At 57.7% G+C, this 24,425-nt stretch carries 26 protein-coding genes and 2 pseudogenes; 16 read left to right on the top strand and 12 right to left on the bottom strand.

Annotated elements, in window-relative coordinates; genetic code table 11:
• The first annotated feature begins 10 nt into the window (after nucleotides 1–10).
• Nucleotides 11–928 (top strand): LysR family transcriptional regulator, encoded by a 918-nt coding sequence (locus RTX96_RS04500; RefSeq protein WP_312670303.1) that lies wholly within the window; start codon nucleotides 11–13, stop codon nucleotides 926–928.
• Nucleotides 929–993: 65 nt separating this feature from the next.
• Complete coding sequence (gene yajD, locus RTX96_RS04495; protein WP_103820051.1) at nucleotides 994–1,338, top strand: HNH nuclease YajD; 345 nt, start codon at nucleotides 994–996, stop codon at nucleotides 1,336–1,338.
• A 73-nt stretch (nucleotides 1,339–1,411) separates the two neighbouring features.
• Here yajD and RTX96_RS04490 read toward each other — a convergent pair whose 3' ends face one another.
• Nucleotides 1,412–3,508 carry a pyrroloquinoline quinone-dependent dehydrogenase gene (locus tag RTX96_RS04490; RefSeq protein WP_103820052.1) on the bottom strand — a complete coding sequence of 699 codons (2,097 nt, stop codon included), beginning with the start codon at nucleotides 3,506–3,508 and terminating at the stop codon, nucleotides 1,412–1,414.
• Nucleotides 3,509–3,518: 10 nt separating this feature from the next.
• Entirely contained in the window at nucleotides 3,519–3,884 is a 366-nt protein-coding gene (locus RTX96_RS04485) for a hypothetical protein (protein WP_103820053.1), read from the bottom strand.
• 395 nt (nucleotides 3,885–4,279) lie between these two features.
• On the opposite strand from RTX96_RS04485, the gene RTX96_RS04480 reads away from it, so the two are divergent.
• The gene (locus RTX96_RS04480) at nucleotides 4,280–4,849 is read left to right on the top strand and encodes a YbhB/YbcL family Raf kinase inhibitor-like protein (protein ID WP_312670301.1); all 570 of its coding nucleotides are present in this window, start codon (nucleotides 4,280–4,282) and stop codon (nucleotides 4,847–4,849) included.
• Between the two features lie 10 nt (nucleotides 4,850–4,859).
• On the opposite strand, the gene RTX96_RS04475 is transcribed toward RTX96_RS04480, so the two are convergent.
• Both RTX96_RS04475 and pspF read right to left on the bottom strand, forming a co-directional pair.
• Nucleotides 4,860–5,669 carry an AraC family transcriptional regulator gene (locus RTX96_RS04475; RefSeq protein ID WP_312670300.1) on the bottom strand — a complete coding sequence of 270 codons (810 nt, stop codon included), beginning with the start codon at nucleotides 5,667–5,669 and terminating at the stop codon, nucleotides 4,860–4,862.
• 154 nt (nucleotides 5,670–5,823) lie between these two features.
• Nucleotides 5,824–6,813: a phage shock protein operon transcriptional activator gene (gene pspF / locus RTX96_RS04470; protein WP_312670358.1), complete on the bottom strand. Its 990-nt coding sequence runs from the start codon at nucleotides 6,811–6,813 to the stop codon at nucleotides 5,824–5,826.
• Between the two features lie 152 nt (nucleotides 6,814–6,965).
• On the opposite strand from pspF, the gene pspA reads away from it, so the two are divergent.
• From pspA to tyrR, 7 genes are all read left to right on the top strand, one after another.
• Nucleotides 6,966–7,634, top strand: a complete 669-nt coding sequence (gene pspA / locus RTX96_RS04465; RefSeq protein WP_103820057.1) for a phage shock protein PspA — start codon at nucleotides 6,966–6,968, stop codon at nucleotides 7,632–7,634.
• 65 nt (nucleotides 7,635–7,699) lie between these two features.
• Complete coding sequence (pspB, locus tag RTX96_RS04460; protein ID WP_312670298.1) at nucleotides 7,700–7,933, top strand: envelope stress response membrane protein PspB; 234 nt, start codon at nucleotides 7,700–7,702, stop codon at nucleotides 7,931–7,933.
• Nucleotides 7,933–8,289: an envelope stress response membrane protein PspC gene (gene pspC / locus RTX96_RS04455; RefSeq protein WP_103820059.1), complete on the top strand. Its 357-nt coding sequence runs from the start codon at nucleotides 7,933–7,935 to the stop codon at nucleotides 8,287–8,289. Before pspB ends, pspC begins: the two co-directional genes overlap by 1 nt.
• Nucleotides 8,290–8,313: 24 nt before the next feature.
• Nucleotides 8,314–8,532 carry a phage shock protein PspD gene (gene pspD / locus RTX96_RS04450; RefSeq protein ID WP_103820060.1) on the top strand — a complete coding sequence of 73 codons (219 nt, stop codon included), beginning with the start codon at nucleotides 8,314–8,316 and terminating at the stop codon, nucleotides 8,530–8,532.
• A 119-nt stretch (nucleotides 8,533–8,651) separates the two neighbouring features.
• A complete protein-coding gene (locus RTX96_RS04445; RefSeq protein WP_312670294.1) occupies nucleotides 8,652–10,049 on the top strand; it encodes a YcjX family protein in 1,398 nt (465 codons plus the stop codon).
• Nucleotides 10,046–11,107, top strand: a complete 1,062-nt coding sequence (locus tag RTX96_RS04440) for a TIGR01620 family protein (RefSeq protein WP_312670292.1) — start codon at nucleotides 10,046–10,048, stop codon at nucleotides 11,105–11,107. Before RTX96_RS04445 ends, RTX96_RS04440 begins: the two co-directional genes overlap by 4 nt.
• Nucleotides 11,108–11,238: 131 nt before the next feature.
• Nucleotides 11,239–12,780 (top strand): transcriptional regulator TyrR, encoded by a 1,542-nt coding sequence (gene tyrR / locus RTX96_RS04435; protein ID WP_103820063.1) that lies wholly within the window; start codon nucleotides 11,239–11,241, stop codon nucleotides 12,778–12,780.
• Nucleotides 12,781–12,828: 48 nt separating this feature from the next.
• Here tyrR and tpx read toward each other — a convergent pair whose 3' ends face one another.
• Nucleotides 12,829–13,335 carry a thiol peroxidase gene (tpx, locus tag RTX96_RS04430; protein WP_103820064.1) on the bottom strand — a complete coding sequence of 169 codons (507 nt, stop codon included), beginning with the start codon at nucleotides 13,333–13,335 and terminating at the stop codon, nucleotides 12,829–12,831.
• A gap of 128 nt (nucleotides 13,336–13,463) precedes the next feature.
• Here tpx and ycjG point away from each other — a divergent pair, with 128 nt between their 5' ends.
• Entirely contained in the window at nucleotides 13,464–14,429 is a 966-nt protein-coding gene (gene ycjG, locus RTX96_RS04425) for an L-Ala-D/L-Glu epimerase (protein ID WP_312670289.1), read from the top strand.
• Here ycjG and mpaA read toward each other — a convergent pair.
• A complete protein-coding gene (gene mpaA / locus RTX96_RS04420) occupies nucleotides 14,420–15,133 on the bottom strand; it encodes a murein tripeptide amidase MpaA (RefSeq protein WP_312670287.1) in 714 nt (237 codons plus the stop codon). The two genes, ycjG and mpaA, sit on opposite strands and share 10 nt — an antisense overlap.
• Before the next feature lie 188 nt (nucleotides 15,134–15,321).
• On the opposite strand from mpaA, the gene RTX96_RS04415 reads away from it, so the two are divergent.
• Nucleotides 15,322–16,938: a peptide ABC transporter substrate-binding protein gene (locus RTX96_RS04415; protein ID WP_312670285.1), complete on the top strand. Its 1,617-nt coding sequence runs from the start codon at nucleotides 15,322–15,324 to the stop codon at nucleotides 16,936–16,938.
• Between the two features lie 36 nt (nucleotides 16,939–16,974).
• On the opposite strand, the pseudogene RTX96_RS04410 reads toward RTX96_RS04415, so the two are convergent.
• Both RTX96_RS04410 and RTX96_RS04405 read right to left on the bottom strand, forming a co-directional pair.
• Nucleotides 16,975–17,115 (bottom strand): annotated as a pseudogene (locus RTX96_RS04410) (aromatic alcohol reductase); the annotation flags it as partial.
• Between the two features lie 17 nt (nucleotides 17,116–17,132).
• Nucleotides 17,133–18,053 (bottom strand): SDR family oxidoreductase, encoded by a 921-nt coding sequence (locus RTX96_RS04405; RefSeq protein ID WP_312670283.1) that lies wholly within the window; start codon nucleotides 18,051–18,053, stop codon nucleotides 17,133–17,135.
• Nucleotides 18,054–18,153: 100 nt separating this feature from the next.
• Between RTX96_RS04405 and RTX96_RS04400 the strand changes: the two genes are divergently transcribed.
• Nucleotides 18,154–19,023, top strand: coding sequence for a helix-turn-helix transcriptional regulator (locus RTX96_RS04400; protein WP_312670281.1), 870 nt, complete (start codon nucleotides 18,154–18,156; stop codon nucleotides 19,021–19,023).
• Here RTX96_RS04400 and RTX96_RS04395 read toward each other — a convergent pair.
• Both RTX96_RS04395 and RTX96_RS04390 read right to left on the bottom strand, forming a co-directional pair.
• Nucleotides 19,010–19,114: pseudogene (locus RTX96_RS04395) on the bottom strand (TetR family transcriptional regulator); the annotation flags it as partial. The gene RTX96_RS04400 and the pseudogene RTX96_RS04395 sit on opposite strands and share 14 nt — an antisense overlap.
• Nucleotides 19,115–19,136: 22 nt before the next feature.
• Nucleotides 19,137–19,973, bottom strand: a complete 837-nt coding sequence (locus RTX96_RS04390) for an MBL fold metallo-hydrolase (protein WP_312670280.1) — start codon at nucleotides 19,971–19,973, stop codon at nucleotides 19,137–19,139.
• 186 nt (nucleotides 19,974–20,159) lie between these two features.
• Between RTX96_RS04390 and RTX96_RS04385 the strand changes: the two genes are divergently transcribed.
• Nucleotides 20,160–20,663, top strand: coding sequence for a heme-binding protein (locus RTX96_RS04385; RefSeq protein ID WP_312670278.1), 504 nt, complete (start codon nucleotides 20,160–20,162; stop codon nucleotides 20,661–20,663).
• 57 nt (nucleotides 20,664–20,720) lie between these two features.
• On the opposite strand, the gene RTX96_RS04380 is transcribed toward RTX96_RS04385, so the two are convergent.
• Both RTX96_RS04380 and RTX96_RS04375 read right to left on the bottom strand, forming a co-directional pair.
• Nucleotides 20,721–21,728: an NAD(P)-dependent oxidoreductase gene (locus tag RTX96_RS04380; RefSeq protein WP_312670276.1), complete on the bottom strand. Its 1,008-nt coding sequence runs from the start codon at nucleotides 21,726–21,728 to the stop codon at nucleotides 20,721–20,723.
• A 28-nt stretch (nucleotides 21,729–21,756) separates the two neighbouring features.
• A complete protein-coding gene (locus RTX96_RS04375; protein ID WP_103820081.1) occupies nucleotides 21,757–22,155 on the bottom strand; it encodes a RidA family protein in 399 nt (132 codons plus the stop codon).
• Nucleotides 22,156–22,282: 127 nt separating this feature from the next.
• Between RTX96_RS04375 and RTX96_RS04370 the strand changes: the two genes are divergently transcribed.
• Nucleotides 22,283–22,882 (top strand): TetR/AcrR family transcriptional regulator, encoded by a 600-nt coding sequence (locus tag RTX96_RS04370; RefSeq protein ID WP_103820082.1) that lies wholly within the window; start codon nucleotides 22,283–22,285, stop codon nucleotides 22,880–22,882.
• A 194-nt stretch (nucleotides 22,883–23,076) separates the two neighbouring features.
• Nucleotides 23,077–24,423 carry an FAD-binding oxidoreductase gene (locus tag RTX96_RS04365; protein WP_312670272.1) on the top strand — a complete coding sequence of 449 codons (1,347 nt, stop codon included), beginning with the start codon at nucleotides 23,077–23,079 and terminating at the stop codon, nucleotides 24,421–24,423.
• Nucleotides 24,424–24,425 lie beyond the last annotated feature (2 nt).

Here is a 24,425-nt window from a genome sequence, read left to right as displayed (position 1 = left end):
AGATAAGCGGATGAACGTACCCGATATGAACCTGCTCATTGCCCTCGACGCGCTGCTGGCGGAAGCCAGCGTGGCGGGTGCTGCGCGTCGTTTAGGGTTGAGCGCATCGGCAATGAGCCGAACGCTTAGCCGCTTGCGTGCGGCTACCGGCGATCCGTTGCTGGTGCGCGCCGGGCGCCACATGGTGTTAACGCCGCATGCTGAGGCCATTCGTGAGCGTACGCAGCAGACGCTGTTTGCGGGGCTGGCGCTGCTGCGACCCTCTTCAACGGGATTGGAACTGGCGACGCTCGATCGCACCTTTGTGCTGCGTACTAACGACGGTTTTATCGAGGCCTTTGGCCCAACGCTGATTGTGGCGGCTGCGAAGTGTGCGCCACGGGTGCGTCTGCGCTTTGTTGCCCGGGCGGAAAAGAGCGCGAAGGCGCTACGTGAAGGGCTGGTCGATCTTGAGGTTGGCGTGCTGGGGGAGATGGGGCCGGAGATCCGCATTCAGACACTGTTTCGCGATCGCTTTGTCGGCGTGGTACGACCCGGGCATCCACTGGCGGCGCTGCCGGAAGTGGGGATTAGCGACTACCTTGCGCATGCGCACGTGGCCGCCTCTCGCAGGGGCCACACCGCCGGACCGGTAGATGAGGCCCTCGCTGAACAGGGTCTTGAGCGTAATATCGCTGCTGTCGTACCGGGCTTTCCCGCTGCGCTGGCGGTGGCTCAGGCCTCCGATCTGGTGGGGCTGATCCCCGCCTCGTTTCTTATCCATCAGCCTGCCGCGACGTATTGTATGTTTGAACTGCCGGTAAAGGTGCGAGGTATCACGCTCTCCCAGATGTGGCATCCGCGAGCAGAGGCTGATCCCGCGCACCGTTGGCTACGGCAGTTTGTGCTGGAGGTCTGTCGCCAGCACGCCCCGGCCTCCCATCAGTGATTGGCGTGCGTCATACATTGGCATACTATAGGGAGATACTTTTGTTACCGTAAGGATTGCCTGCTATGGCTATCATCCCGAAGAATTACGCCCGTCTTGAATCAGACTACCGTGAAAGAGCGTTAAAGATTTATCCGTGGGTATGCGGACGCTGTTCACGTGAGTTTGTCTACTCGAACCTGCGCGAGTTAACGGTGCACCATATCGATCACGATCACACCAATAACCCGCCGGACGGCAGCAACTGGGAGCTGCTGTGCCTCTACTGCCACGATCATGAACACTCAAAATATACCGAGGCCGATCAGTACGGCACAACCGTCGTGGCCGGAGAGGATGCGCAGAAGGACGTGGGGGCGGCAACCTACAATCCGTTTGCCGATCTGAAAGCGATGCTTAACAAGAAGTAATGCGTCTTCACTCTGCATAAAAAAGTGGGGCACTGAGGCCCCACGCTGTTTGCATTGATATGATGGCAGACGATTATTCAGGAAGCGCGTAGACCACAACCTGATCGCCCACCTGATCCTTCAGAATAGTATTCCCACCGGCCACAAACGCGACATACTGACGCCCCTTGTACTCATAGATCGACGGGTTCGCTACCGCAGGCGCTTCAGCCTGATCGGACCACAGCTCTTCACCGGTATCTACGGAATAGGCGCGCACTTTGGCATCCATTGACGCACCGATGAAGATCACGCCACCCGCCGTCACGGCCGGGCCACCGATGGTCGGCGAGCCCCAACTTTCCGGCATAAAGAAACCATACTGCTGCGATGCGCCAATTGGGCGGCGCCACTTCACATCGCCCGTGTGCATATCCAGCGCCACGATTTCACCAAACGGCGGCTGCCAGCACGGCATACCGAGCCAGTTGTTTGCGACCATCAGACGCATGCCGTAAGGGGCGCCTTCCTGAGGAGCAAAGCCGCTCTCGTTGCCGGAACCTTTATCCGCTTTATCATAATCTTCACGGCCGTAGAGCTTCACATACTGCACAATATGTGAGGTATTAACGATGGCAATCTGTTTTTTGGGATCGAACGCCACGCCGCCCCACTGAACGCCACCGGCACTGTCCGGATAGGTCAGGGTACCTTCTCCCTTGGTGGTGGGCGGGGTGTACATCCCCTCATAGGTCAGGTTATCCCACAGGCGAGAACACTGCCCGGCACCGACCATATCCGCCAGTTTCCAGATCTCTGGCTTTTTCGATTGATCGAGCAGCGGGGCGGGTTTAGTCGGGAAGGGCTGCGTTGGCGAGAGCACTTCACCCTGCACTGAACCATCGCCTTGTGGTACAGGTCGCTCCTCAATAGGCCAAACATCCTCGCCCGTCAGGCGGTTCACAACAAACAGGAAGCCCTGCTTGGTCGCCTGAATCAGCGCGGGGATCTGTTTGCCGTCAACCGTGATATCCATCAGCGTCGGCGCAGAGTTAATGTCGTAATCCCACACATCGTGATGCACCCACTGACGGGACCAGACCACTTTACCGGTGTTGATATCCAGCGCGGTTGTAGAGGTGCCAAGCGGGATCGGTTTGGTGCGGTTACCGCCCCAGTAGTTGGGTGACGGGGAAGAGACCGGCAGATAGACCAGACCGTTTGCCTCATCGGCGGACATATGGGTCCAGACGTTGGCCGTCCCGGTGCGTTGCCGGATTTCTGCCGGAATCGCATCGAAGGTCCACTCACGCTCGCCGGTCTGCGCATTGATTGCGAACACAGAGCCCGGAGGCGCTTCGGCATACGCCCAGTCCTTTCCGGCCCAGCCAACCAGCAGATGGTTGCCAACAACGGTGGGCGGTTGCAGGATAGAGAGCGGGTATTTGGCGTTAACCGTGTTCCACTGATTGATGTTCAGTACGCCATTGTCAGCAAAACCGCTACACGGCTTGCCTGAGTCGGCATCCAACGCATAGAGCTTGCCATCCACGGTGCCCATATAGACGATCTTCTGGCACGCCTCTCCGGCCACCGGATTTTTAGCCTGCCAGTAGGAGACGCCGCGGTTTTTCAGCACCGGCTGGGTCAGGGCTTTGCGCGAGGATTTGGTATCGTAATGCCACTTCTCCTTCCCGGTGCCGGGATCGAGCGCAATCAGACGATCGAACGGGGTGCCAATGTAGATCGTCTCGTTAGCAAAAACAGGGGTCGCTGACCAGACGGTGGCAGGGGTATCGCCTTTTCCGTCCGAGACGTCGCCAGTATGAAATTCCCAAACCTTGGTTAATTTACTCACGTTTTCCGCGGTGATCTGCGTCAGTGGACTGTATTTCTGGGCGTTAAGCTGGCCATGAAAGCTATCCCAGGTGGCGGTAGAGGGGACCAGTGGCGTCGCTGGCTGCGAGGCTGATTCCACTTTCTGCCCGTCATCTGTACCTGAAGAGGCATCATCAGTGGTTTTAGTGGTGCCCGGCGCTTGTTGATTGGCCGCATCTACATTGACCTTGTCCCGGGCGCCCATTGTGGCTTCAGGGGCTTTATCCTGTGCATGCAGCGTCAGAGGGGTAACCAGTAGTGCCAGCGCCGTCATGCTGACTTTCAGTAATGGAGAGTGTTTATCGTGTTGCACGGGCGGCTCCTCAGACGTGGGCGCGATGATTGGGGCGAGCGGAATTGCTGCAGAGTGCAATCAGACCAATCAGGCCGACCACCATTGCTGCAGTAATGATGTACTGATGCAGCAGCGCGCCAGCAAAAGCAATACCGAACAGCATGATAAAGGTGACAATAATCAGGAAGATACGCGTTCCACGACGGGATGCACGACGCAGTAAAAAGGTCAGTAGCGCCAGCACTACGCAGTCGATGGCTACGCCAAGAGCACCAATAGTGCCGGTAACGCCGGTGAGCGGCGTCAGCCACGCGTATAATGCTACCGCGAAGCCAACCACGGCTGACAGCAGCAGCAATATACTGCCGAGGCGTGAGGGTTGAGAATGCAACATACCAGGAAATCCCCTATCAAAAATAAATAGTGACCAATATGGCGTAATAGTGGGTCAATGCGGCAGTTATCGCGCAGGCAACAACCGCGACAGAGTTCACTTAACGTAAATCAGTATAGAAGAAGGATTTTTATCTGGGACGTTAAGTCGCCTGTTTCTGGCTGAGGGAGGCATGCGGGTCAAAATGCGGCTCAATGACGCGCTGCTGATGATATCCGCTTGCTGTACGAAGCGGATAAAGCGGACGATACATTACGCGGGACACGCCCCAACAGGCAGAGAATAAAGGAAATACAATTGAGCGTTTTGGATTAGAACTTGAGCGGAGCGGGAGCGGGTTACAGAGAACGCATTTGTTAGGATGGGGCTCTGTCTAGTTTCAATGGGTTAATGTTATGAACTCAGTAAAAAAAATCATTGCCGCCGGTCTTTTATCCATTCTGAGCGGTGCGGCTCAGGCAAATACTCCTGTTTATTTCAGACTGACCAGCCCGGAAATCAAAAAGGGCCACTTTGAAAATGACCATTTGAGTAGCGCCGAATTTGGTCTGGGATGTAGAGGGGACAATCATTCACCCGCCCTGAAATGGGAAAACGTGCCTGCTGGCACGCAAAGTTTCGTGCTGGAGATTTTTGATAAAGATGCCCCAACGGGGCACGGATGGGTACACTGGACGGTGGTCAATATACCTGCCAGCAGCCGGGCGCTTGCTGCAGGTATCACTCCAGATAATAAAGGATTGCCATCCCCTGCCTTCCAGACACGTACTGATTTCGGGGTGCCGGGTTATGGCGGGCCATGTCCGCCTGTGGGACAGACACACCACTATGTGATTACCCTTAAGGCTCTATCTGTTGCCACGCTGCCTCATGTTATGGCCGATGCGACTCCGGCGCTGGTTGGCTATCTGGCTAATATGAATACCCTTGCAACAGCCCGTCTGGAAGTGGTGCAGAGCAGGTAATGTTCTCAGGTCACGTCAGGGCAGCGGGCATTTCCTGCGCGCGAACTTGCCCTGGGTTAAAACCAAAGCGGGCGCGAAAGCGGGCAGTAAACTTCGAGGGGTTTTCATAACCAACGCCCAGCGCTATCTGGGAAACGGCCTGATCTGTAACCTGTAATAGCGCCAGGGCATGGCCCATTCTGGCTTCGGTGACAACACTCCTGAAAGAAGTCTCCTCAGCATTAAGCCTGCGGCGTAATGTCGCCTCTGACATAGCAAAGTGACGGGCAACCTCTGATGCTCTCCAGTTTTTCAGAAGATCTGTTAACACTAGCTTTCTGATGCGCTGACTCAGCATCACGTTTGCTGCTGGCTTCAACATCAGACCGAAACTTTCTAACCATTCGCATATCTCCTCCACCCGCTTCACTGCCACTCTGTCGGGAATGCCTGCGGCGTCCTTGATCGAGACGACTGTGTGATCGAAAGCCTGGCGAAAGACGACGCTCACATCGTGGAGCACGCGCGGCATATTGGCTTCGTTTGTGCCAGCAGGGTCATATATCCTTAATAAAGGAAAGCTTAGCCACTCTGCTTCAAAAGGCGCGTGGCTGGATTGAGGAATATTTGTCACATCGAGTGAGCATCCGGCACTAACCAATATCGCCTCGCCAGCAGACACAAGCATATTCTTATCCCGCCACGCAATGCTTTTTTGCCCCTGACGAACCATAACCAGCAGAGTTTCATCAATGAAAATCTTTTTTGTGAGCAGGCGTTCGACCTGAATGACATGGGCGGTACTGGCTATGGTTTCACGACTCCATAATTTTCTTGTCATTTTAAGCCTATTTTCTGCTTCAATCCTGAGAATGAAATGTTTCGTGGACGGAGTGAATTTCTACCCGGAACAGGACAAGTTTGCCACTTCTGCTTTGTGTTGACAGGCAACTCTCACGTAGGCCCGTGCAAGCGTAACGCCGTCGGGCATTGCCTCACAGTCCATGCTTTTTCAACAGCGCCCTGAGCTGGTGGTAGGTCAGGCCGAGCAGCGCCGCCGCACGCTTCTGGTTAAATTTGGCCTGCTGTAGCGCAGCCTCCAGCAGGGTCTTCTCCTGCTTATTCTGAAACTCACGCAGATCCAGCGGCAGGCCTGGCGTGCCAGGCAACGTTTCTGTCACCGGCTCGGGAGAGGCAGTTCGCTGGAAAGGATCGATAATAATCTCATCCAGCGCCACCTCGCTAGTGCCGTGCCGGTAGACCGAGCGCTCTACTACGTTCTTTAGCTCGCGAATATTACCCGGCCAGCGGTAGTGCAGCAGCGCCTCCCGGGCGCGTTCGGTAAAGCCCGGAAACAGCGGCAGCCGCAGCTCGCGGCACATCTGGATCGCGAAGTGCTCTGCCATCAGCATGATATCGCTCCGACGCTCGCGCAGCGGTGGAAGCTGCACCACGTCAAAGGCCAGCCGGTCGAGAAGATCGGCGCGGAACGTACCGTTGCGTACCATTTCAGGCAGATCGGCATTGGTGGCGCACACCAGCCGGACATTAACCTGCAGCGGCTGGCTGCCGCCGACGCGCTCCAGCTCGCCGTACTCAATCACCCGCAGCAGCTTCTCCTGAACCAGCATCGGGGCCGTAGCCAGCTCGTCGAGAAAAAGTGTCCCACCGTCGGCGCGCTCGAAGCGGCCGGGATGGCGCCGCTGTGCCCCGGTAAAAGCCCCGGCTTCATGACCAAACAGCTCGGTGTCCAGCAGGTTCTCGTTGAGAGCGGCGCAGTTCAGCGAGATAAAGGGCCCGTCCCAGCGTCCGGAGAGAAAGTGCAGGCGGTTGGCGATCAGCTCCTTACCCGTTCCGCGCTCACCAATAATCAATACTGGCTTATCCAGCGGGGCGAGGCGTGAAACCTGCTCCAGCACTTCCAGAAAGCTATTAGCCTCCCCAAGAAGATTATCCTTGTATTCCGCCATGATGAAATTCGCTATTAGTTAGTGTTATTCACCACTGTAGACTAAATTGCCGCAGCGGTAAAATTAATCAACTCTTTTACAATCAATAAGATAAAAAGTTGGCACGGGTCTTGTATTAACTTAGCAGCAGGGCTTAGCCCGATTACATAAAATATGAGGATTACATTATGGGTATTTTTTCTCGTTTTGCCGACATCGTGAACGCCAACATCAACTCGCTGCTGGAGAAGGCGGAAGATCCGCAGAAACTGGTGCGCCTGATGATTCAGGAGATGGAGGATACGCTGGTTGAAGTGCGCTCTACCTCTGCACGTGCGCTGGCGGAAAAGAAACAGCTGTCGCGTCGTATTGAGCAGGCGACCGCCCAGCAGGCAGAGTGGCAGGAGAAGGCCGAGCTGGCGCTGCGTAAAGAGAAAGAGGATCTGGCTCGCGCTGCCCTGATTGAAAAACAGAAGCTGACCGACATCATCACCACCCTTGAGCAGGAAGTGGTCCTGGTTGATGAGACCCTGGTGCGCATGAAAAAAGAGATTGGTGAGCTGGAGAACAAACTCAGCGAGACCCGTGCCCGTCAGCAGGCGCTGACCCTGCGTCACCAGGCGGCCAGCTCTTCCCGCGACGTGCGCCGTCAGCTGGACAGCGGCAAGCTGGACGAAGCGATGGCACGTTTTGAATCCTTCGAGCGTCGTATCGACCAGATGGAAGCCGAAGCGGAGAGCCACGGTTTTGGCAAGCAGAAGTCCCTGGATCAGGAGTTTGCCGAGCTGAAAGCGAGCGATGAAATCAGCGAGCAGCTGGCGCAGCTGAAAGCCAAAATGAAACAAGATATTCAATAATAACAAACGATGAATACTAACGGGCGGCGTTGGTTTATGCCGCCCCTCATCTGTAAGGAGTACACATGAGCGCGCTATTTTTGGCTATTCCTCTGACCCTGTTTGTCCTGTTTGTCCTGTTTGTCCTGCCGGTCTGGCTGTGGCTGCACTACAACAACCGCAGCGGTCGCGATGCGCTTTCGCAAAGCGAGCAGCAGCGCCTGGCCCAGCTCAACGACGAGGCAAAACGGATGCGCGAGCGAATAGCCTCTCTGGAAGCTATTCTTGATGCAGAGCACCCGAACTGGAGGGATCGCTAATGAACGACTTTTTTAATAAAAAACTGTGGCGAATTCCCCAGCAGGGGATGGTGAAAGGCGTTTGCGCGGGGATTGCCCACTATCTTGACGTACCGGTGAAGCTGGTACGCCTGATTACGGTCCTGGCGATGCTTTTTGGCCTGTTCTTCTTTGTGGTGCTCGCCTATATCATCCTTACCTTTGTGCTCGATCCGATGCCGGAGGGGGAAATGGATGGCGAAGCTGCGCCGACCAGCAGCGAACTACTGAACGCGGTGGACGCGGAGCTGGCATCAGGCGAGAAGCGTCTACGCGAGATGGAGCGCTACGTCACCTCCGATACGTTTTCGCTGCGCAGCCGCTTCCGTCAGCTCTGATATAACGACCTAACGAGGTAAATGATGAATAGCAAATGGCAACAGACCGGCAAAAAAGCGAAACCGGCACTGAAAATTGCAGGCAAGCTGGTGCTGCTGACCGCGCTGCGCTACGGCCCGGCGGGCGTAGCGGGCTGGGCAATCAAATCCGTGGCACGCCGTCCGGTGAAAATGCTGCTGGCGCTGGCGCTGGAGCCGATGCTTAAACGCCTCGCGACGCGCGTATCGCGCAATATGAAATGATTCTCTGGCGGCGCAACCTCTGCGCCGCTTGCTTTTGTTGGGCATAGATCCCACTGCGCCTGCCGCCTTATACTCCTTCTCTTATCGAATCTTTCACTTCAGGGCAAAACAGGATGGCTATGAAGCGATTTAAATCTGAGCTTAACGCCCTCGTTAACCGCGGCGTCGACAGGCATCTGCGCCTCGCCGTCACTGGCCTGAGCCGCAGCGGCAAAACGGCGTTCATCACCGCGATGGTGCACCAGCTATTAAATATTCATAACGGTGCGCGCCTGCCGCTCTTCAGCGCGGTTCGCGAGGAGCGCCTGCTGGGCGTAAAGCGGGTGCCGCAGCGCGATTTTGGTACCCCGCGCTTTACCTGGGATGAAGGTATCGCCCAACTTTACGGTACGCCACCGGCGTGGCCAACGCCGACGCGCGGCGTCAGCGAGATGCGTCTGGCTCTGCGCTACCGCTCGAATGACTCCCTGCTGCGTCATTTTACCGACAGCGCCACCCTCTACGTAGAGATCGTTGACTACCCCGGCGAATGGTTGCTGGATCTACCCATGCTGGCGCAGGACTATACCAGCTGGTCCCGACAGATGACCGGTATGTTACAGGGTCACAGAAAAGAGTGGTCTGCCCGCTGGCGTCAGCTCTGCGAAGGGCTGGATCCGCTGGCTCCGGCCGATGAGAACCGGCTGGCAGAGATTGCCGACGCCTGGACAGAGTATCTGCACCAGTGCAAGACCGAGGGGCTGCACTTTATCCAGCCTGGGCGCTTCATTTTGCCCGGCGAGATGGCCGGTGCGCCTGCGCTTCAGTTCTTCCCCTGGCCGAACGTTGATGAAACGGGTGAGGCAAAGTTAGCCCAGGCGGATAAGAGCAGCAACGCCGGGATGCTGCGCGAGCGCTTCAACTACTACTGCGAAAACGTGGTCAAAGGGTTCTATAAAAACTACTTCCTGCGTTTCGATCGCCAGATCGTGCTGGTGGACTGCCTGCAACCGCTTAACAGCGGACCGCAGGCGTTTAACGATATGCGCCTTGCCCTGACCCAGCTAATGCAGAGCTTTCACTATGGGCAGCGGACGCTATTTCGCCGCCTCTTCTCGCCGGTTATCGACAAGCTGCTGTTTGCCGCCACCAAAGCTGACCACGTCACCGTCGATCAGCATGCCAATATGGTCTCTCTACTCCAGCAGCTGGTTACCGACGCCTGGCAAAATGCCGCCTTTGAGGGGATCGATATCGACTGCCTCGGCCTCGCAGCGGTGCAGGCCACAGAGAGCGGCCTGGTTGACATCAACGGTGACAAAATCCCGGCCCTGCGCGGGGATCGTCTCAGCGATGGCAAACCGCTGACGGTCTATCCAGGCGATGTTCCCGCCCGGCTGCCGGGGCAGGCGTTCTGGGAGAAGCAGGGCTTTCAGTTTGAGGCCTTTCGTCCGCGGGTAATGGACGTGGATACCCCGATGCCGCACATTCGTCTTGATGCGGCGCTGGAATTTTTACTGGGAGATAAGCTGCGATGAACGAGCCCATCAAACCACGCGTTGATTTTACCGAACAGCCTGCAACAGAGGTGCGTGAAGCATTCAAAGCCGCGCAGGCGTTTAGCGAAGCCGAGGCGGGAGAGTTCACGCCGCTTCAGCCGGACGAGATTCTGGCCGACACGCCGCAGCCGGAAGCCAGCGTCGAGGCGGCCCTGCGGCCCCGGCGCAGCCTGTGGCGTACAATGGTGCTGGCCGGGCTGGCGCTGTTTGGCGTTAGCGTGGTCGGTCAGGGCGTTCAGTGGGCAATGGACGCCTGGCAAACCCACGACTGGGTAGCGTTGGGCGGCTGTGCTGCGGGGGCGCTTATCGTCGGCGCGGGGGTAGGTTCGGTGGTCGGTGAGTGGCGGCGGCTCTGGCGGCTGCGCCAGCGCGCTGAGGCGCGTGACGAGGCGAGCCTGCTGCTGCATAGCCACGGCACGGGCAAGGGGCGTGATTTCTGCGAGAGGCTGGCCCGTCAGGCGGGTATCGATCAGGCGCATCCTGCTCTGCAACGCTGGTACGCCGCCATTCACGAGACGCAGAGCGACCGGGAGATCGTCACGCTCTACGCCCGGCTGGTGCAGCCGGTGGTAGATGCCCAGGCCCGGCGCGAAATCAGCCTCTCGGCGGCAGGTTCAACGCTGATGATCGCCGTGAGCCCGCTGGCGCTGGTGGATATGGCGTTTATTGCCTGGCGCAACCTACGGCTGATTAACCGCATCGCCAGGCTCTACGGCATCGAGCTGGGCTATTTTAGCCGGCTGCGGCTGTTTCGCCTGGTGCTGCTCAATATCGCCTTTGCCGGGGCCAGCGAGGTGGTACGTGAGGTAGGAATGGACTGGCTATCGCAGGATCTCGCCGCCCGGCTTTCCGCCCGTGCTGCGCAGGGCATCGGTGCCGGGCTGCTTACCGCCCGTCTCGGCATCAAGGCGATGGAGCTATGCCGCCCGCTACCCTGGCTGGAAGATGACAAACCCCGCCTGGCCGATTTTCGTCGTCAGCTTATTGGCGAACTGAAAGCTAATATGCAGCGCAGCAGCACGCAAAAGCGTGACTGAACGCCTGGCTTTACGCCATAGCGGTGGGTTTTCCACCGCTCTGTCAATAATTGTTGACAGATAGCTTCCTGGCTGCGGATAAGTGTCTTATCATTCTTAGATACGTTGACTGTTTAAGGGTGGCAACTCCCATGCGTCTTGAAGTCTTTTGTGAGGACCGTCTTGGTCTGACCCGTGAGCTACTGGATCTGCTGGTGCTCAGGGGTATCGATTTACGCGGCATTGAGATCGATCCTATCGGCCGGATCTACCTCAATTTTGCTGAACTGGAATTTAATGACTTCAGCAGCCTGATGGCCGAAATCCGCCGTATCTCTGGCGTGACTGACGTGCGCACTGTCTTATGGATGCCCTCCGAGCGTGAGCACCGCGCCATGAGCGCTCTGCTGGAGGCACTGCCTGAGCCGGTGCTCTCTCTGGATATGAAGAGTAAAGTGGAGCTGGCGAACCAGGCCAGCTGCCAGCTCTTTGCCCAGAGCCAGGCCCGGCTGCGCAACCATACCGCGCCGCAGCTGATTAACGGCTTCAACTTCCAGCGCTGGCTGGAGGGCAACCCGCAAGCGTCGCACCACGAGCATGTGGTCATCAATGGGCAGAACTTCTTAATGGAGATCACCCCGGTACACCTCGAAGGCGAGGCCGGCGATCCGCTGCTGACCGGTGCGGTAGTGATGCTGCGCTCTACCATCCGCATGGGCCGCCAGCTGCAGGATCTGGTCAGCCAGGACGCCAGCGCCTTTAATCAGATCGTGGCCGCCAGCCCGAAAATGCGCCACGTCATCGACCAGGCGCGCAAGCTGGCTATGCTCAGCGCGCCGCTGCTCATTGTGGGCGATACCGGCACCGGCAAAGATCTGCTGGCCCATGCCTGTCACCTTGCCAGCCCGCGTGCGGCGAAGCCCTATCTGGCCCTGAACTGCGCCTCCATCCCTGAGGATGCGGTAGAGAGCGAGCTGTTTGGCCACGCGCCAGAGGGTAAAAAAGGGTTCTTCGAGCAGGCCAACGGCGGCTCGGTGCTGCTCGACGAGATCGGCGAGATGTCGCCGCGCATGCAGGTGAAGCTCCTGCGCTTTCTGAACGATGGTACCTTCCGCCGCGTCGGTGAGGATCATGAAGTTCACGTAGACGTGCGCGTGATCTGCGCCACCCAGCGGAACCTGGTGGAGCTGGTGCAGAAGGGCATTTTCCGGGAGGATCTCTACTACCGCTTGAACGTGCTCACCCTGGATCTGCCTCCGCTGCGCGATCGTCCTCAGGACATCATGCCGCTGACCGAGCTCTTTGTGGCCCGCTTTGCCGATGAGCAGGGCGTGCCGCGTCCGAAGCTCTCTGCCGATCTCAGTAACGTTCTGACCCGCTACAGCTGGCCGGGCAACGTGCGCCAGCTGAAAAATGCGGTCTACCGTGCGCTGACGCAGCTGGAGGGCTACGAGCTGCGCCCGCAGGACATTCTGCTGCCGGACTACGATGCGGGAACCGTTGCGGTCGGGGAAGAGGCAATGGAGGGATCGCTGGACGATATCACCAGCCGCTTCGAGCGGTCGGTCTTGATTCAGCTCTATCGCAGCTACCCGAGCACACGCAAGCTGGCGAAACGGTTGGGCGTGTCGCATACCGCTATTGCCAATAAGCTGCGGGAGTATGGCCTGAGCCAGAAGAAGGGCGAGGAGTAAAACAAGAGAGCCTTCAGTGATGAAGGCTCTTTTTTAATACAGCTATGCTTACTGGGCCAGCGCTTGCAGAGCAGCCTCGTAGTCCGGCTCGTTGGTGATCTCGTTCACCAGCTCGCTGAATACAACGGTGTCGTTTTCGTCGATAACCACAACCGCACGCGCGGCCAGGCCTTTCAGCGCACCGTCGGCAATGCCTACGCCGTAGTTTTCGAGGAAGTCGGCGTTACGCAGGGTCGACAGGGTGATAACGTTGCTCAGGCCTTCCGCGCCGCAGAAGCGGGACTGGGCAAACGGCAGGTCGGCGGAGATGCACAGCACCACGGTATCTTTCATTTCGGTGGCAAGCTGGTTGAATTTACGCACGGAGGCGGCGCAAACACCGGTGTCGATGCTTGGGAATACGTTGAGAACTTTACGCTTACCCACAAACTGTGACAGCGTAACGTCGGTCAGATCCTTCGCTACCAGAGTGAAAGGGTGTGCTTTGCTGCCAACTGCCGGAATGGTACCCGCAACAGAGACTGGATTACCCTGGAAATGAACGGTTTGTGACATGAATATCTTCCTGTTTACATATAGTTAACGTCGCCGCTAGTGTACGTGATCGGCCATAATCACGGCAAACCTATTTTTGTCCCGCTTTTCATCACTATACTTTTAACATTCCGTTAAAGGAGCAAGGAATGAGAACAGTTAAGGTCTATGAAGAGAGCTGGCCGCTGCATTCGCCGTTTGTCATCTCCCGGGGCAGCCGCAGCGAGGCCAGAGTCGTGGTCGTTGAGCTGGAAGAGGAGGGGATCAAAGCGAGTGGAGAGTGCACGCCCTATCCACGTTACGGCGAGAGCGACGCCTCGGTGATGGCCCAGATCATGACCATCGTGCCGCAGCTGGAGAAGGGCCTTAGCCGCCAGCAGCTACAGTCCCTGCTGCCGCCGGGGGCAGCGCGCAACGCCGTTGACAGCGCCCTCTGGGATCTTGAAGCCCGTCGGCTGGGCGTCAGCCTTGAGGAGCATCTGGGCGTGGCGCTGCCGGAGGATCTCACCACGGCGCAGACGGTGGTGATCGGTACCCCAGAGCAGATGGCGGCCAGCGCGGCCGCGCTATGGGAGAAGGGCGCACGGCTGCTGAAGATCAAGCTCGACGACCGTTTGATCAGCGAGCGGCTGGTGGCAGTGCGGACCGCCGTGCCGGAGGCCACGCTAATTGTCGATGCCAATGAGTCCTGGCACAGCGAAGGGCTGGCGGCGCGCTGTCAGCTGCTGGCGGATCTCGGTGTGGCGATGCTGGAGCAGCCGCTTCCCGCTAATAATGACGCCGCGCTGGAGAACTTCATCCATCCGCTGCCTATCTGTGCCGATGAGAGCTGTCATGCCCGCAGCAGTCTGAAAACCCTTGCTGGGCGCTATGAGATGATCAACATCAAGCTGGATAAAACCGGCGGGTTGACCGAGGCGCTGGCGCTGGCCAGCGAGGCGCAGGCGCAAGGGTTTGCGCTGATGCTGGGCTGTATGCTCTGCACTTCCCGGGCGATCGCGGCGGCGCTGCCGCTGGCGTCAAAGGCGCGCTTTGCCGATCTCGATGGCCCGACCTGGCTGGCGGTGGACGTTGAACCGGCGCTGCGTTTCAGCACCGGTCAGCTTCACCTCTGATCCGTCCAGCGCAGCAGGCGGGTCATCGCCTGCAGATAGCGCTCGCTGGCTTCATCGTTTGATATCGGCGGCAGTTCGGCGGTGATGCAGTGCAGACCAATGTCGGCGCACCAGCTGCCGAACGAGCCGGGCGTTTCGTAGCCGACGCTGCGCACCAGCGGCAAGGCAAACGCCTCGGCGAGCCAGTGGCCTAGCGGGCTTTGCGTGGGATCCTCAATGCAGGCCAGCGGATCGTGAAACGATACGACCCATGCCGGGTGCAGACGGTGGATAAGCTGGCACAGGCTTTGGGTTTCCGGTTCAGAGCCCGGCGCGTCGCCAGCCAGCAGCACCACGTCCCGGGCGCTGGCGGCGCTGTTCCAGCGATAGACCGTCTCCCCGGCCCGCCAGTTGGCGGCAGGAAAGTTGCGGTTGAGATCGACCCCCTGGGCGTTAGCGCGCAGACCAAGCTGGCAGCCGTCAGGGTTGACCGCCAGCACGACGTGATGATGGCGCAGGGCAGGCTCAAGGGTACGCAGCGCGCAGGAGAGGGTGACTATCGCTGCGCTCTCATCCCCGTGGGTGCCGGCGAGGATCAGGCCGCTCTCCCGGGATGCCACAGGAGCCGGAAACCAAATGAGCGGCGCGCCGAGCCGTGAGCGGCCATAGTACTCCATGCCGGTGGCAAAAGCGCCCCGTTCGGCGCGTGGGCGTGAGGCGGTCATAGCAATCCTTTCAGACAGAGGGATAAACAAAGTGTTAGGCAAAGCGCAGCGCTTTTCAAATTGTTTCATTCAGGATGCGAGCGGGGCAGTAAATATCACCTAATCTTGCTAAGCCGTTTGCATTTCCCCATGCGAAAACAAATAATTATCCCATCTTTTCGCCGGGCATTTTGCTATAGGGTCATCTCATGAAACATCCCGTCTCCCTCCTCTGCGCTGCGCTGTGGTTTTGCGGTCTCTCTTCACCCTCTTTGGCTGCGGACGTGCCTCCCGGAACCAGGCTGGCGGCGCAGCAGACGCTGGTGCGCCACATTAAAGATGAGCCTGCTACCCTCGACCCTGCGAAAGCCGTGGGGCTGCCAGAGATTCAGGTGATGCGCGATCTCTATGAGGGGCTGGTGAACCAGAATGAGAAGGGGGAGATTATCCCTGGCGTGGCAACCAAATGGAGTACCAGCGATAACCGCAGCTGGACCTTTACCCTGCGCAACGACGCCCGCTGGTCAGATGGCTCGCCGGTCACCGCCCAGGACTTTGTCTACAGCTGGCAGCGGCTGGTCGATCCAAAAACCACCTCGCCCTTTGCCTGGTTTGCTGCGCTGGCAGGCATCGGCAATGCGCAGAACATCATCGATGGCAAAGCCGCGCCGGACACGCTGGCGGTGACGGCGGTGGATGCCCATACCCTGCGCGTGCAGCTCGATAATCCGCTACCCTGGTTTGCTAACCTGGCCGCCAGCGTTGCTTTTTATCCGGTACAAAAGGCCAACGTGGAGAGCGGCAAGGCGTGGACCCAGCCGGGCACGCTGGTGGGGAACGGGGCCTACGTGCTTAAGGATCGCGTGGTCAACGAGAAGCTGGTGCTGGAGCCTAACGCCCACTACTGGGATAACGGCAAAACGGTGATTAAATCCGTTACCTTTATTCCCATTAACCAGGAGTCGGCGGCAACCAAGCGCTATCTGGCGGGGGATATCGATATCACCGAGTCCTTCCCAAAAAACCTGTATCAGAAGCTGCTCAAGGATATACCCGGCCAGGTCTATACTCCGCCGCAGCTGGGCACCTATTACTATGCGTTTAACACCCAGAAGGGACCCACCGCCGATGCCCGCGTACGGCTGGCGTTGAGCATGACTATCGATCGCCGCCTGATGGCTGAGAAGGTGTTGGGCACGGGAGAAAAGCCCGCCTGGCGCTTTACCCCCGACGTAACGGCAGGCTTTACCCCCGATCCTTCCGATGCGGAGCAACTGAGCCAGGCCGAGCTGAACGTACAGGCTAAAACGCTGCTGCAGGCGGCAGGCTACGGGCCTGGCCGTCCGTTGAAGCTCACCCTGCTATACAACACCTCTGAGAACCATCAAAAGATCGCCATTGCCGTGGCGTCGATGTGGCGGAAAAATCTCGGTGTGGACGTGAAGCTGCAAAACCAGGAGTGGAAGACCTACATCGACAGCCGCAACACCGGCAACTTCGACGTGATCCGCGCCTCTTGGGTAGGGGATTACAACGAGCCGTCTACCTTCCTGTCGCTACTGACCTCTACCCACAGCGGCAACATATCCCGCTTTAACGATCCGGCCTACGATAAGGTAATGAAACAGGCGGCGATGGAGCCAACCGCCAAAGCGCGTAACGCGGACTACAACGCGGCAGAGAAGATTCTGGCGCGCGAGGCACCTATCGCGCCAATCTACCAGTATACCAACGGGCGGCTGATCAAGCCGTGGCTGAAGGGTTATCCCATCAATAACCCTGAGGACGTCGCCTACACCCGCACCATGTATATCGTGGCGCATTGATGAGGCCGTGATATCGGTAAATGGTGTTGGCGTAAATCAGATAACCGTGTGAAGCCAGGATGCAATATCCTGCGTCGGGATAGCATTCTGCGCATTCCAGGTTTGACTCATTGGCCACCACATGCCGTCTCCTCGGGCGAAAGCCGCGCGGTAGCGAAGCATCGGATCATCCGGATTGTCGACAGGCATGGGAACTATGCCTTGACCGAGGCGGAAGACGATAATAGCGATGCGTAATCCATGTTCTGCAAATCCTCGATCAGGCTGGGGCCGGTGGGGTGCCAGTCCAGCTGCTGGCGCGTCCATTCGGAGCTGGCGCGGAGGTTCATGGTGGCAAACAGGGTGAACCAGCCAAAATGCGCCTCAGCTTCGGCCGACGAGAGCAACATCAGCGGCAGATCGAGCTTGCGGGCAACGACTTCAGCAATATCCCGGAAGGGGACACCTTCCTCTGCCACGGCATGGTAGCGCTGGCCGCGTTCACCCTGTTCCAGCACCAGCCGGTACAGTCGGGCGACGTCGGTGACGTGCGCCGCCGACCAGCGGTTCGCGCCCTCATCAACGCAGGCCACCGTGCCTTTTTCAATCGCTTGCTGAATGTACGGGGTAACGAGTCCCTGGCGCGTGGTGTCATGCACCTGCGGCAGGCGCACTACCCGTATATTTATACCCTCTGCAAGCAGCGCATTGCCTTCATTCTCTGAAGCCACGCGGGGATTGGTGTTAGCAGGCTTAAACTGATCTTCCCGGGCAACGGCCGTGTCGCCTTCATCGCCCATACCGGTGCCGGAGGTGATAATAAACGGTCGTTCGCTGCCTTTCAGCGCCTGGCCGATAGCGTGAATAACCCGCCGATCCTTTTGGCAATTTTCAGCGAAATGATGAAAATCATGATCAAATGCGGTATGGATGACGGCATCGACGTGCTCAACGGCCTTTACCAATGTTTCCGGCGCATCAAGCGTACCACGATACACATCGGCCCCCGCGGCGCTTATTTTCTGGGCACTGCTATCCGATCGGGCAAGGCCGAGCACCTGATGTCCCGTTGCCAGCAGTTCCGTCAGGATGCGGGAGCCGATGAAGCCGCTGGCTCCGGTAAGAAATACACGCATAACACACCTCCAGATTAGGGTTCCTGACCAGAGTAGCGCTATATTCAGGCGATAAAAGTAGGGACCTTATCAGGGTATAAATATTAACAGGACGACGAGGATGCAGACGGCAATACAGTCACTGGGGAACTTCCTGCGGGCGCGACGGTTGCGCCTCGATCCCGCCGCGTTTGGATTTATCGCGGGCAGACGGCGCACGCCTGGCTTGCGTCGTGAAGAGGTGGCGCAACTCGCCAATATTAGCCCCACCTGGTACACCTGGCTCGAACAGGGGCGCGGCGGTGCGCCATCACGAGAGGTGCTTAACCGCATCGCCAGCGGGCTGCGCCTGACATCTACTGAACGCGAACACCTGTTTATTCTGGCTTTTGGTCATCCGCCCGAGGCGCAATTCACCATTTCTGCCGATGTCACGCCGCGCCTACAGCGGGTTTTGGATGCGTTTATTATCCCGGCGATTATCAAAACCGTGACCTGGGATGTGATTGCATGGAACCGCGCCGCTGCCTGTGTGTTAACCGACTACGCGCGGCTGCCGCTGACGGAGCGTAACGTTATGCGCCGCATGTTCACCGATCCCGAGGTTCGTCGCGCACAGGATGACTGGCAGGCAATGGCGCGACTGGTGGTCAACGCGTTTCGCGCCGATGTGGCACGGGCGGGTAATTCCGTGGAGACCGATAATCTGGTCGCCGAGCTTTCGCAACGGAGTCCCGAGTTTGACGCCTGGTGGCGCGATAACGATGTCACCAGCCACGGCGAGGGGGCAAAACGCATTTATCACCCGCAGGCTGGGGCGATAGATCTCGAGTTCTCAACATTTTTGGTAGATGGTCGACCGGATCTGAATATGATCGTTTTTAATCCAGCGAATGAAGCGAGTCGCCGTAAAATTGATGAGCAGGTTAAACAATCCCTGTTTAACGGCGGCGAATCAGACCGCCATAATGCCGCGTCTACAGCAGGATAGCATCTGCAATCACGCTGAAAAGCCGATCGGCTCGCGGGGCATGAGAAGGCTGTTCCCGAAGCCAGGCCAGGGCAGCAATCAGATCAAACAATCCCAGCTTAAGCGCCAGCGCCTTACAGCGTTTTATCGGCGTTGTAGGTCTGTAACTCTTTAGCATCATGACTGCAAAAGAAGGTGATCTCTTGATGATAGCGGCCAAACAGCTCGCGTAATTGCTGTTGCGTACGGTGTCTGGTGCCATTATCCATCGCCATCATCCACTGGTAAAAACGCAGGCCGGGCGTGCAGTGAGGTTTTTGCCGGTCCATTTCGCCCCGGTAGAACCAGGCGTCACCGCCATGCAGTAACCATCCGTTTGGCTGGCTTACTGCAATACCCGCATGCCCCTGGGTATGACCTGCCAGCGGTACCAGCAGGATGTCCGGCGGCAGCCCTTGAAGCGCCGTGACTGCCTCGAAGCCGTACCATTTTTCTCCCTGGGGTTTGTAACCTGTCCAGCCAGAGATGCCGCTCCACTGGCCAGGCCGATAGCGCTCGCGAGCAAGCCAGCTGTGCCGCTGCTGTGCGGTATCGATTTCTGTTTGCAGCAGGTGTATGCGCGCACCCGGAAAGTCAGTCAGCCCACCCGCATGGTCAAAATCAAGATGGGTAAGAATGATATGCCTGACATCTTCTGCCCTGAACCCCAGCGCCTCTATACGTGAACGCGCCGTCAACGCTTCCCGTCTTTGAATATTATTCATCACGCGGAAAAAGCCCGACAGCCGTTTTTCTGGCTGACGGACATCCTCCCGGCCAAACCCTGTATCGACCAGTACCAACCCATCCCGGTCAGTTTCTATAAGCAGACAGTGGCATACCAGATGGGCAAAGATACCTTTACTGAAACCATCGAATAATGCGCCGCCTACCGGGCACATACACCCACAGTTAAGATGATGAACTTTCATATTTTCCTCTCGCTTATGTGTGATGGCCTACTTAATCATGTTAGGACAAACATCCCTTTCTGCGCGAAGTATTGGAATAGTGAGCGTCTGTTCAGCGCCAGATGACAATATTGTCATGCGCCTGTCAGGTAATCGGGACAGCCGGGCGGGTATAACAGCAGGGTAATTAACTCAGGAGAATGAAAGATGAAAAAGCCGATCGCTGCGTTGTCCCTCACCATGCTGCTTGCTGCACCAGGCATGGCCCTCTCTGCCCAGCCAGCAGCTGTCTATGACATGACGCAGGAGCTTGGCAGTAAGCTGGTCACGGAGGCACTCTCTGTCTGTCATGGTATGCATCGTCAGGGCGTGGCGGCGGTAGTGGATCGTGGTGGAAACCTGGTTGCGCTGATGCGGGATGATAACGTAGGGCCGCATAATACGCAGGCGGCATGGCGTAAGGCTTTCACCGCGCTATCGACGAAAACACCAACTAAACAGTTAGCCATTAAGGCTCAATCATCGCCGGACTCCGTTAACCTTAATACCGTTAATGAATTATTGCTCCTTGGCGGCGGCGTACCGGTTAACTATCGCGGCCAGGTGATTGGTGCCGTTGGCATGGCGGGAACCGGTGGCGCTGAGTCTGACGATCGGTGTGGTGCCGAAGCCATCAACAAGGTATTTGGGGAAAACCAGCAACAGCGATAAAAAAGGGCTCCGGCGGGCGTATGACCCGCTCGCCGGTGATTGATCCAGACGTAACTTTTATGACGACGAAAGCGCCACCACCTGTCCGCCTTCCTGTGCCAGATGCGCTAAGTAGCGCGATGCATCCAGAATCTGCCAGGGGAAATATAGGCCGGGTGTAACCGGTGGTTTGCCATCCAGTCCGATCAGCCGTTCAAGGAGTAAGGCTATCCCCATTCCTGTCAACGGTGCCGCGCCGCCCGGATGCACTACCGCGTGTCGCGTGTGAAGCGCCTGCCCGGCGTGGTCCCGACCAGAGATATCCAGCACGATCTCCGTTGATAATCTCCCACCTTTACGGCGGCTCGAACTGACGCCCTGACCCAGGTCGAACTGAACGCTGCGTGCGCCGGTAGAGGCAGCCAGACCCGTTACGTCGATTGAGGAAAAGCCGGTGGCGTTGATTTCAGTGCCGTCCAGCGCGGAGAAAGTGGCTTTGGCATCCTCGCCCTCCCGCCAGAGCCAGATGCCATCCCGGAGCGTGAGCGCTGCAGGCAGCAGGTGGTTGAGGTGCTCAAAATCAGCGGCCACCGCCGGGCCGCCGGTATCCTGCTCATCAACCAGAGCGCCAATGCGAATTTCTTCTACCTGGCTGAATGATGTCGCCAGCTGGCGCGCAGGCACCGTGGTAGCGCCCACCAGCCACTCATAGCCCAGCACGATCGCCGAGGCGGCCGGTGCACTCATAAAGCTGGCGATTTCCGGGGCGATCTCGAAGATCCCCGACGAGATACTCAGATGCGGTACGCCGCGCGACTGGGCAAAGCGGAGGCTGGCGAGTGTGTGATCCTTATAAAGAACAACCACCGCGCTGACCTTTTGATCGCCTAGCCCCAGATCGGCAGAGGCGGTATCGATTTCGACGCCTTGCGCATCACCCATTTCTGCCGCAGCGCTCTGCGCCCGGGCAAGGTCGCGACCCCCTATGAGCAGCGGGACATCAGGATAAATAGCATGGATCGCCCGAGCGGTCTGGTGGCCAATTGCTCCAGAACCGCCCATTAACAGGATGGGATCGAATGACATAAGCGTGTCTCCTCGGTAACGTGAGAAACTACGAACGGTCAGGGATGCGGGCTATTACCTTGATCTCGAAGTCAAATCCTGCGAGCCAGGTAACGCCAACGGCTGTCCAGTTTGGATAGGGGGGATGCGGGAAGATAGCCTGTTTCACCTCCATGATCGTGGGAAACTGATTTTGCGGGTCGGTATGGAAGGTGGTGACATCTATCAGGTCTTCAAATGTGCAACCCGCCGCTGCCAGCGTCGCTTTCAGGTTATCAAACGCCAGCTGCACCTGAGCGGCAAAATCCGGCTCCGGGGTGCCATCGGCGCGGCTTCCGACCTGACCGGACACAAACAGCAAATCGCCAGAACGGATCGCGGCAGAATAGCCGTGCTCCTCATAGAGCGCATGGCGGCTGGCGGGGAAAATCGGTTCGCGCTGAATCATAGGGTATCCTTTACTTTGTTCAAGGTGAAAAACGTAAAGCACAGCACGGATATATCATTTAATATACGTGGCGTATGTCAAATTAATCACACATACGCCGCGTATGTCAAATAGAGATGGAGAAGGTATGGTTGCCAAACGACGCAGCGAAACGATGGAAGAGAACCGCGCAAAACTGATCGCGGCTGCGCGAAAAGCCTTTGCTGACAAAGGCTTTGCCGCCTCATCAATGGATGAATTAACCGCCAGCGTTGGGCTTACACGTGGTGCGCTCTACCACAATTTTGGCGATAAAAAGGGGTTACTTGCCGCTGTTGTCGCCCAAATTGATAGTGAAATGGCAGAGCGTGCAAAGGCTGACGCCTCTCATGCCAGCGACGACTGGGAGAGGCTGCTGGCTGAAGGCGTCGCCTATATCAGGATGGCGCTGGATCCCGAGGTGCGGCGCATCGTGCTGCTTGATGGCCCGGCGTTTCTCGGCGATCCCGCCCAGTGGCCTGGGCAGATCAGCTGCCTTGACGCCACCCGCCAGACGGTTGAAAAAATGCGTGAACGCGGCGTTCTTAAAGCCGTAGATGCCGATGCCGCTGCGCATATGTTAAACAGCGCGGCGATGAATGCCGCGCTCTGGATAGCGGCCAGCAACGAGCCGGAGAAGGCACTGCCGAAAGTCATTGAGGTATTTACGCAGCTGGCGGGTGGCTTACGTAATTCCGATCCGCATTGAACTTAGTGAGACACAACCCTGGACAGAGGCTCGCCCGGTGCCAAAGCTGATTATGACCAGCTTAACAAACTCCTCAATAAGTCCTCTGCAAACTCTCATGACTCTGGAAGGAACCCACCATAATTAGTAGGGATACATACATCCAGGAGACAATCATGAACGAGTTACCGAAGAACAATATCGACGAGTTCAAAATGCACTTCCAGGGGAAAGTGATCCTTCCTGACGATGAAGAGTACAACGAGGTGCGCCAGATCTGGAACGCCATGATCGACCGCAAACCCGCGATGATAGCCCGCTGCACGTCGGCTGAGGATGTCGTCCAGGCCATCGAATTCGGCCGTAAGCACAATCTCCTCATTTCGATTCGCGGGGGCGGACACAACATCGCAGGCAATGCGGTGTGCGATGACGGTCTGATGATCGACCTCGCGTTAATGAAGGAGGTGCTGGTGGATCTGAATACCCGCAGGGCCAGCGTCGAGCCAGGCTGTACGCTTAATGACGTTGATGAGGCGGCGCAGGTTCATGGGCTTGCCACCCCCCTGGGGATTAATTCGACCACGGGGGTGGCCGGCTTGACGCTAGGGGGTGGGTTCGGCTGGCTGAGCCGGAAATACGGTATGACTATAGACAATCTGCTCTCCGTTGAGGTGGTCACGGCAGAGGGTCGCCAACTGCACGCCAGCGAAGCTGAAAATGCAGATCTCTTTTGGGGGCTGCGGGGTGGCGGGGGTAACTTCGGGGTGGTGACGCGCTTCGAATTTCAGCTCCATCCCGTCGGGCCGGACGTGCTGAGTGGGCTCATCGTCTTTCCGTTTGATCAGGCAAAGCAGGTGATCACGCAGTTCGCCCGATTTACCGAGACGATGCCGGATGAGCTCAATGTCTGGCTGGTTACCCGCAAGGCGCCTCCGCTACCTTTCCTGAGCGCGGACGTTCACGGGAAAGAGATGGTGGCGCTCGCGCTATGCTATGCGGGCGATCCCAATGAAGGCGAAAGGCTGATCGCGCCGCTGCGCGGGTTCGGCACGGTGCTCGGCGAGCACATTGGCGTGCAGCCCTATGTTGCCTGGCAGCAGGCATTCGATCCGCTTCTCGCAAAAGGGGCACGCAATTATTGGAAATCGCACAACTTCTCGCAGCTTAATGACGGCGTTATCGATGCCATCGTCGAATTTGCGGCAAAATTGCCGTCGCCTCACTGTGAAATATTTATCGGGACGATTGGCGGGCAGACGGCCAGCGTAGCGCCCGAGGCAATGGCCTACTCAAATCGGGATGCCAACTACGTGATGAATGTGCACGGTCGCTGGGAGACCGCGGCCGAAGATGAGCGCTGCATCGCCTGGGCGCGAGAATTCTTCGCTACATCACAACCCTTTGCCAGCAGCGGGGCCTATATCAACTTCCTTACCCATGATGAGACCGACCGCATCGCCTTCGCCTACGGCGCGACCTGGAATCGACTGGTAGAGCTGAAGAATAAGTACGACCCGACGAACCTCTTCCGGATGAATCAGAACATCAAGCCGGAATAGGA

It is taken from the genome of Pseudescherichia sp., from assembly GCF_032052675.1.
Taxonomy (GTDB): domain Bacteria; phylum Pseudomonadota; class Gammaproteobacteria; order Enterobacterales; family Enterobacteriaceae; genus Pseudescherichia.
Note: the sequence above shows the minus strand (reverse complement) of the source record. Positions and strands in the feature narration are given on the sequence as shown.